This window comes from Alteromonas sp., assembly GCF_984505615.1.
Map to the genome: position 1 here is coordinate 42,299 of NZ_CFHOXV010000035.1, position 7,888 is coordinate 50,186.

Consider the following 7,888-nt stretch of genomic DNA (forward strand, 5'->3'; position numbering starts at 1 on the left):
TTTCATGAGTAGTAACGACCCTTTGTACCGCATCCAGTTTGTCAGTAACGGCGAACGTTATGAGTTATATGTGAGGGAATTAAGTCAGGACAGTATGTTCGGCTTTGTAGAAATTGGTGATTTTGTCTGGGATACTCATACCAGTCTCGTGGTTGATCCCAGCCATGAGAAACTGAAAACAGAGTTTTCAGATGTCGAAAGGACGTATGTACCTATGCACAATGTGTTACGCATTGATGCAGTAAAAAAACAGGGCACGGCAAAAATCACGCAACTTTCTGAAAAAGTAACCGCGTTCCCAAGCCCGATTTACACGCCGAAGAAAGACTGAATTTCCTTAACTGACCGGAGTTGTTGCTTTGCTGGCTTTTAGCATTATTGCAGTATTAGTTTTAATCCTGATATTTTTTGTGCTTAAAGTGCAAAGCTTACAGAAATTAGTCAATTCAAATAAGCATCTGGCAAAGCAAAATGCCAGTAAAGCCAATAGTGCTTTTGTCACTTTGAGTACTACGGCCAAATCTCTGCAGCAAATCTTTATCGAACGGGTTGAATCCGCAAGTAGCAAAGGCCTTATCAGTGGTAAAAAGTATGATGTTTTAATCTTGATTGTGTCCTCATCTGCAAAGATTATTTTTGATAATTGTGAGAAGGGACATTCAATTGAAGAAGGGCTTAATATCGCTTTGCGTGATACCGAACTTTCTATGGAAGACATCAAAAGCTTTATGCAGGAACAACCCAATGATGTACGTATCAGTTGGGTTAAAAATACCGCCGATGGCTTTATTAAAGCCTGTGATCTTATGACATCAGGGTTACTGGCTCCCCGCGCCTCTTCTTCCGCGTCTGAATAACATTTCTTTAGAAAACAATCACTCTGTTGAAAGATAAACAGGTGTCTTGATCACTGTTTTTTTCTGCCTATAATACTGTATAGATATACAGGTAAATTATTATGGCAAATTCGCTTTCTCTGGTTGAAATGCACCCCGGAGTCTGGCGTGGCAGTCAGGCTCAGATGAAACAAAGCCGTCTGCTTCCGACGGGATTCACTCATTTTGATTCAGCATTGTCTGGAGGCTTCCCTGCATCCGGGGTAATCCGCATCGTGTGTCTGCCGGGTTGCGGTGAATTGTCATTTCTTAAATCTGTATTCAATTCTTTACAAGCTGAAACGCTGGCGGTGTTTATTAATGCGCCCGGTATGCTTACCGCCCCCTGGCTGAACCGGACCGGCTTCAATCCTTCTGACTGCAAACTTGTCACCGCACCGGATGATTTGAGTGGCTGGGCAACGGAAGAAGCCATCAAATCTGATGCCTGCTCACTGGTTTGCTGCTGGACAAAATCTATCCTCCCCGGACAGGCCCGGCGGCTTCAGGTGGCGGCGGCTCAACATGAATGTATGGTGGTACTTTTCGAGCACCCTGTGAATATACAACACCCGCTTCCCATCGCCTTAGATTTACTTTTTATGCCGGCAACTGAAGGCTTTGAAGTGAATATCAATAAGCAATTGAAAGGCTGGCCAGTCCGGGGAGTAAAAGAGCGCTTTAAATACACGCCGGATAACAGTGCTATTGCATCAGCAATGTCCCGTTTTAACCGTCTGCCGGAGCAGGATGGTGCCCGTCATGGCTGATCAGCGCTGGCTGTATGTATACTGTTACCGGCTGACGCTGGATAACGCTCTGCATGCTGGAGCCACTGACAACAATTTACCTGTTGCGGTTTACCACCAGAAACGCAATGCCCTTATTCAGTTAAACCGGGTTGCCCGTGCAGCAGGCATTGAGCAGGAAATGGGACTGGCTCAGGCCGCGGCCTTATGTGAAAACCTGGAGCTCATCGATTACGATGAATCCATGGAATTGTCATTACTGAAAAATCTGGCCTCTCAGCTTTATGAGTGTGTCGCTGAGATCTCAGTAAGCCCGCCGGATGGACTGGCAATACGTATCGATAATCTGGTGCGCTATTACGGCAGCTACGAACAAATATGGGAGGCCGTAAAAGCAGTGATCCTCTCACGCAACATACGGTGCCATTATGCTTCAGCATGGAGCCCGGACGCGGCCCGCGTACTTGCAAGGCAACAAACAAATATTCTGCTGCTGGAGAATGCATCAATTCGCCGGGCCCTGAATGAACTTCCCGTTTCTTCATTACTCCTCAGTCAGAAAGAGAGTCATGCGTTATACAGAGCGGGCATAAAACACCTGGGAGCCCTGTTTGAATTACCTGCCACTGAAATTGGTAAGCGCTTTAACAGCGATTTACTCAAATACCTGTTCTCACTGAAAGGAGACAGTTTTCGTGCCGGACCGTTTTATCATCCGCCCGCGACCTTCGAACAAACGGTTATTCTGCCTTTTGAAGTAACCGGCACAGACAAACTGAATGCGTACCTCGGTAAAATTTTGAAGGATTTAGGTATTTTTCTGCGACTCCGGAATGCCGGCACGCAGTGGCTTATCCTAACCCTCTGTTACAGAGAAACAGACCCTGTGACGCTGGATATCAGGAAATCAGATCTTCGCTTCAGCTTTGATGAATGGGCGAACCTGATCGCCCTCAAACTGGAAACGACAGAACTGGCAGAGCCGGTTATTCAATTCACGTTATGTGCCGGTGAAATCAATGAATATGCCGGTAAAGAAGCTGACTTTTTTAATGCCAGGAAGCATTTCTTCGCCCGCCAGCAATTACTGAGTAAACTTACTGCCCGGTTGGGTAATCAGGCGGTTTCCGACGCCGGCTGGCCGGAGGACCACCGGTTTACGATGGCAAAAGCCTCCCGCTCTCACGCTTGCAGTGAACAGGCTGCACAACATATTCCTGCCTTTATTTTATCTCAGCCACAACGCCTGACAGAAACGCCTAAAATTGAGTTCGGCCCGGTGAGAATAGAAAGCGGTTGGTGGGACAATGCACCGGAACAAAGAGATTACTTCATCGCGCTGAATCAACACGGTCAGCGCATGCAGATATTCAGGGAACAGGGTGGATGGTATATCAGTGGCTGGTATGCCTGAATGCAATATGCAGAACTCGTTACTCAAAGTAACTTCAGTTTTCTTTACGGTGCGTCTTCACCGGAAGAACTGGTAACCACAGCAGCGTTTCTGAGCTATCAGGCTATTGCTATCACTGATGAATGTTCTGTGGCTGGTATTGTGCGGGCGCACAGCGAGATATCGCGCCATCACTTACCGCTAAAACTGATCTGCGGAAGCCTGTTTAATTTCGGCGAATCATTGCAATTTGTACTGCTCTGCCCGGATAAAAAAGCATGGAGCGAACTGTGCCGTATCATCACCAATGCCAGACGACGCAGTCCCAAAGGAGAATATGCGCTGGCAGAGTGGGACATCAAATCTGTCCGGCACTGTATTATCATCTGGCTTCCTCACCATAGTGATGAAGAAAATGTCCGCTGGGGAGAATGGTTCAAACGCTTTCATCCTGAAAGAACATACATCGGCGCTGTCCGTCACCTTGATGGCAGAGATCATCTTCGTTTCGCTCAGTATGAGGCACTTCATGATAGTTTTTCATTGCCGGTAACAGCGTGTACCCACGCCCTTTTTCATCACAGCGAGCGGCTTGCATTACAACATGTCATGCATGCTATGAAAGAAAATACCACGGTAGACAAACTGGGCTTTAATGCTGTCTCTAATGCAGAAAGAGCACTCCGTCCGCTAAGTAAATTACAAAAGCTGTATCCGGCAGCCTGGCTTGCAACCGCATCCAGAATTGCATCGCAATGTGTATTCAGTCCGGACGAACTCAAATATCAATATCCTGCGGAACTGGTTCCGGCTGGTTATACCGCAACAAGCTGGCTGAGGAAATGCGTCGAAGAAGGCATTACGAGGCGATTTCCGGAAGGGATATCTGACGCTGTGCGGGCCATCATAGAAAAAGAGCTGACACTGATTGAGGAACAGCAATACGAATATTTCTTTCTGACCATTTACGACATTGTTCAGTTTGCCGCCGCTAACGATATTTTATATCAGGGTCGGGGCTCTGCTGCGAACTCGGTTGTGTGCTATTGCCTTGAAATCACCGCTGTCGATCCCAGACAGATTAATGTGCTATTTGAGCGCTTCATTTCTAAAGAAAGAAATGAACCACCGGATATTGATGTGGATTTTGAGCACAGCCGGCGGGAAGAAGTCATTCAGTATATTTACAGCAAATACGGCCGTGAACGCACAGCCCTGGCAGCGACAGTAATCAGCTTCAGGTTTAAAAGCGCATTTCGCGAAACAGGTAAGGCGCTGGGTTTTCCCGAATCCCAACTGGATTATGTGATTAAAAATATAAACCGGCGCGACAGAGCCGTGCCCTGGCAGACTCAAATCGAATCCTGCGGTTTAAATCCGCAAAACCCTAAGGTAAGTCAGTTAATCAGCTTAACTGAACAAATTACGGGTTTCCCGAGGCATTTGTCTCAGCATGTGGGAGGGTTTGTCATATCAGCTGGTCCGTTATATGAACTGGTACCTGTCGAAAATGCTGCGATGGCAGACCGCACTGTTATTCAATGGGACAAAGATGATTTAGAAACCTTAGGATTACTGAAAGTCGATGTTCTTGCTTTAGGCATGTTAACCGCCATCCGGAAAACCTTCGCCCTGCTAAACCGTCAGTTTCCGGTGCCGGTATCGATACCGTTTATCACCGCGCTGGGCGATGATCAGCAAGTCTACGATATGATTTGTAAAGCCGATACAGTGGGCACATTCCAGATTGAATCCCGAGCGCAAATGACCATGCTGCCTAGGCTCAGGCCACGTTGTTACTATGATTTAGTGGTGCAGATAGCTATTGTCAGGCCGGGGCCGATACAGGGAGATATGGTGCATCCTTACTTACTGCGTCGTCATGGCAAAGAAGCCGTATCTTATCCGTCAGAGGAAGTCAGACAGGTACTATCCAGAACCATGGGCGTGCCTATTTTTCAGGAACAGGTTATTCAACTGGCGATGGTCGCTGCCGGCTTTTCGGGCGGGGAAGCCGATCAGCTTCGCCGTGCTATGGCGAGCTGGAAAAAAGATGGCCGGATTTACGAATTCCGTGACAGGCTGATTAAAGGCATGACGGAACGGAACTACGAACCGGCTTTTGCGGAACAGCTTTTTGAACAAATAAAAGGTTTCGGGGGTTACGGGTTTCCCGAATCGCATTCAGCCTCTTTCGCTGTACTGGCCTACGTATCCTGCTGGTTGAAATGCTATTTTCCGGCTGAGTTTTATGTTGCCCTGCTCAACAGTTTGCCTATGGGCTTTTATTCGGCTTCACAACTGGTTCAGGATGCCAGACATCATGAGATCACTGTGTTACCTGTCTGTGTAAATGCGTCGGACTTTGATCACAAGATAGAGTTGAAGGGAGAGATTAAGCAAATCCGGCTTGGACTGCGACTGGTGAAAGGATTATCAGAAAGTGGCGCTGTACTGCTTGAATTAAAGAGACCAGAAGAGGGTTACCGGAGTTTAACTGAACTTAAGATGTCCGGTTTAACAGAATCTGATTTGTCTTCTCTGGCCAGTGCGGATGCGTTTTTCAGCATATCCGGTAATCGTTACCGTGCAAGATGGCAAATGATGGATAAGCACAGCACACTACCTTTATTCACTGATCAGAATGAGCAACTGCCCTTCAATTTTGCACCTGATGACAAAGATGCATTACTGGAAGATTATGCCTCAACAACATTATCGTTAAAGCAGCATCCGGTTGATCTTATCCTGCGAGACTATTCTGTCAGACAACTGACACTGGCGCGGGAGCTAATAAACAAACCCAATAAATCTGTTGTACACGTACTCGGCTGCGTTACATGCAGACAAGCCCCCGGCACGGCATCCGGTGCGACTTTTTTTACCCTTGAAGATCATACCGGTAATATGAATGTGGTTGTCTGGCAAGCTACCGCCAGACATCAGCATCAGGCATATCTCAAATCACAGATCCTGCAAGTTGATGGCATTCTTGAACGTTCACCCGAAGGGGTTATTCACATTATTGCAGGAAAGCTGACTGACAGAAGTAGCTGGCTGGATACATTGAATTCAGGAGCAAGGAACTTCCACTAAACCTTTTATACTGTTTTCTACTATGAAAGATTTACTTAGCTTTACACCAACTTACAAACATCCTTGAATGTTTGTTTTTAAATCTCCATTTATCTCCCTGTAAATTAGCGCATTTTTTATTGGTGAGCATTTTGCAAACGTGTTTACACAAACATGTTGCAATACTCAGGAGGAACACATGTTTTCATTTTTCAGATACAGTTTATTTGCCGCGTTTTTATCCGGCATCACATTCTCTTCAATGGCAGGCCAGTCTGTAGCGATCGATTATCTTCATGGCTTTGATGACATTAAAGGTGTCAGAGTTGCTTATCGTCCCGTTACCACCTCTTTGTATACCGACTGGTTTGGAGACATTAAACTATATTGGGAGGCAAGCTTTAATGTTTGGGAATACGGCCGTTATAATGATCACGACACCAATCTCGCACTGGCACTTTCTCCGGTTCTGGTAAAACAAATTTCAACGGTATACGACAAGTATCCGCTGTATCTTGAAGCCGGTATCGGGGCAAGTCTGGTTAATGACCGTCATTTTGCCGGAAAGAACATTGGTTCACATTATCAGTTTGAAGATCGTCTCGGACTACTCCTTAGTTTAGATGAACAAGAAGTCAATCAACTCGCTCTGAGGTACATGCACTATTCTAATGGCGGCCTGAACAGTGATAATCCCGGTCTGGACTTCCTGAACGTGTCTTATTCGTACCATTTTTAGTTAAATAGATCTTGTTGCCGGTTTGTAAACCGGCACTTGCAATTGTGCATTGATTCCATAAAATATGGTCAATTTTCAAGCTCTCTTAATCAGAGTAAGCACCGGCATGAACAGTGTTATTTAAAAATAATAAACAGCCGCTAAAGCGCCTCTCATCACTTGCTTTGCTTTTGTCATGCTTTATTAACCCAAGCCAGCCGGCAAAAGCAGAAACCTACATTGTAGGGCTGCAAAACTTTGATTATTACCCTCATTATAATTTCACCTCAGATCAGGACAGAGGCTTCATCTGGGCAGTTCTCGAGCTTTATGCCAGTGAGTCCGGTCATACATTCATTTATCAGACAATGCCTGTTCCACGCCTGCAGATAGAGTTGGCTAAAGGCACGGTTGATTTAATATATCCGGACAACCCAATCTTTCATCCGGGTATCACTGAATCAACTGAAAAACACTACTCTGTGGATGTGGTGAAAACCTTAAGCGGTGCAATTATTAAGCACACCAATGTGAACATGGAAATCAATGAAGTTTCAAAAGTGAGTTTACCATTTGGCTTTACACCTCTCGACTGGAAGGGTAAAGAGAAAAATGGTGACATTGATTTTGTAGAGACTGAGGACAGCCTGTCGGCGCTGCAATTGGTTGAGCAGGGTAAAACCGATGTGGCAGAAGTCGATTACTTCGTTACCAGCTATCTGTCTGAAGCAAATCCCACGATTGGCCAATTCACGTTATCACCGGTTCTGCCTCACAATATCGTTGGTTTTAAGCTTGCGAGCATAAAGCAACATGGTCTTATCAAACAGATTAATGACTTTCTGACCGGCAACGAATCACGTATTGATGAATTGAAATTGAAGTATGGTATTCGTGATCCTGAAAACCTGATCAAGGATATCCAGTCAGCTTATGTCAGAAGTGAGTGAGCATTAAGAATTGAAGAGTCTTGTATGACGTAAGCAGATACATGATTCAGAAACGAAAAAAGCCCGCTCAGATTGAGCGGGCTTCTTCGTAATTGGGAGCCTGACGGTGTGCTACTCTCACATGGGGA

The 7,888-nt window shown here is 45.8% G+C and carries 7 protein-coding genes; all 7 read left to right on the forward strand.

Translation table 11 applies throughout. The annotated features are described in order from the left end of the window. Positions 1 to 4: 4 nt before the first annotated feature. The 7 genes from AC4PME_RS16220 to AC4PME_RS16250 all read left to right on the forward strand — a co-directional run bounded on the left by AC4PME_RS16220 (position 5) and on the right by AC4PME_RS16250 (position 7,760). Positions 5 to 331 (forward strand): DUF1820 family protein, encoded by a 327-nt coding sequence (locus AC4PME_RS16220; protein ID WP_303573149.1) that lies wholly within the window; start codon positions 5 to 7, stop codon positions 329 to 331. 28 nt (positions 332 to 359) lie between these two features. Continuing rightward, positions 360 to 857: a hypothetical protein gene (locus AC4PME_RS16225; RefSeq protein WP_349582261.1), complete on the forward strand. Its 498-nt coding sequence runs from the start codon at positions 360 to 362 to the stop codon at positions 855 to 857. Positions 858 to 958: 101 nt separating this feature from the next. Then, positions 959 to 1,645 (forward strand): hypothetical protein, encoded by a 687-nt coding sequence (locus AC4PME_RS16230; protein WP_491046774.1) that lies wholly within the window; start codon positions 959 to 961, stop codon positions 1,643 to 1,645. Continuing rightward, complete coding sequence (locus AC4PME_RS16235; RefSeq protein ID WP_491046773.1) at positions 1,638 to 3,038, forward strand: Y-family DNA polymerase; 1,401 nt, start codon at positions 1,638 to 1,640, stop codon at positions 3,036 to 3,038. Before AC4PME_RS16230 ends, AC4PME_RS16235 begins: the two co-directional genes overlap by 8 nt. After that, positions 3,039 to 6,113, forward strand: a complete 3,075-nt coding sequence (locus AC4PME_RS16240; protein WP_491046772.1) for an error-prone DNA polymerase — start codon at positions 3,039 to 3,041, stop codon at positions 6,111 to 6,113. Positions 6,114 to 6,291: 178 nt separating this feature from the next. Beyond that, on the forward strand, positions 6,292 to 6,831 hold the full coding sequence (locus tag AC4PME_RS16245) for an acyloxyacyl hydrolase (RefSeq protein ID WP_303573145.1): 540 nt from the start codon (positions 6,292 to 6,294) through the stop codon (positions 6,829 to 6,831). A 113-nt stretch (positions 6,832 to 6,944) separates the two neighbouring features. Next, entirely contained in the window at positions 6,945 to 7,760 is an 816-nt protein-coding gene (locus tag AC4PME_RS16250) for a hypothetical protein (protein ID WP_491046771.1), read from the forward strand. Positions 7,761 to 7,888: the final 128 nt, after the last annotated feature.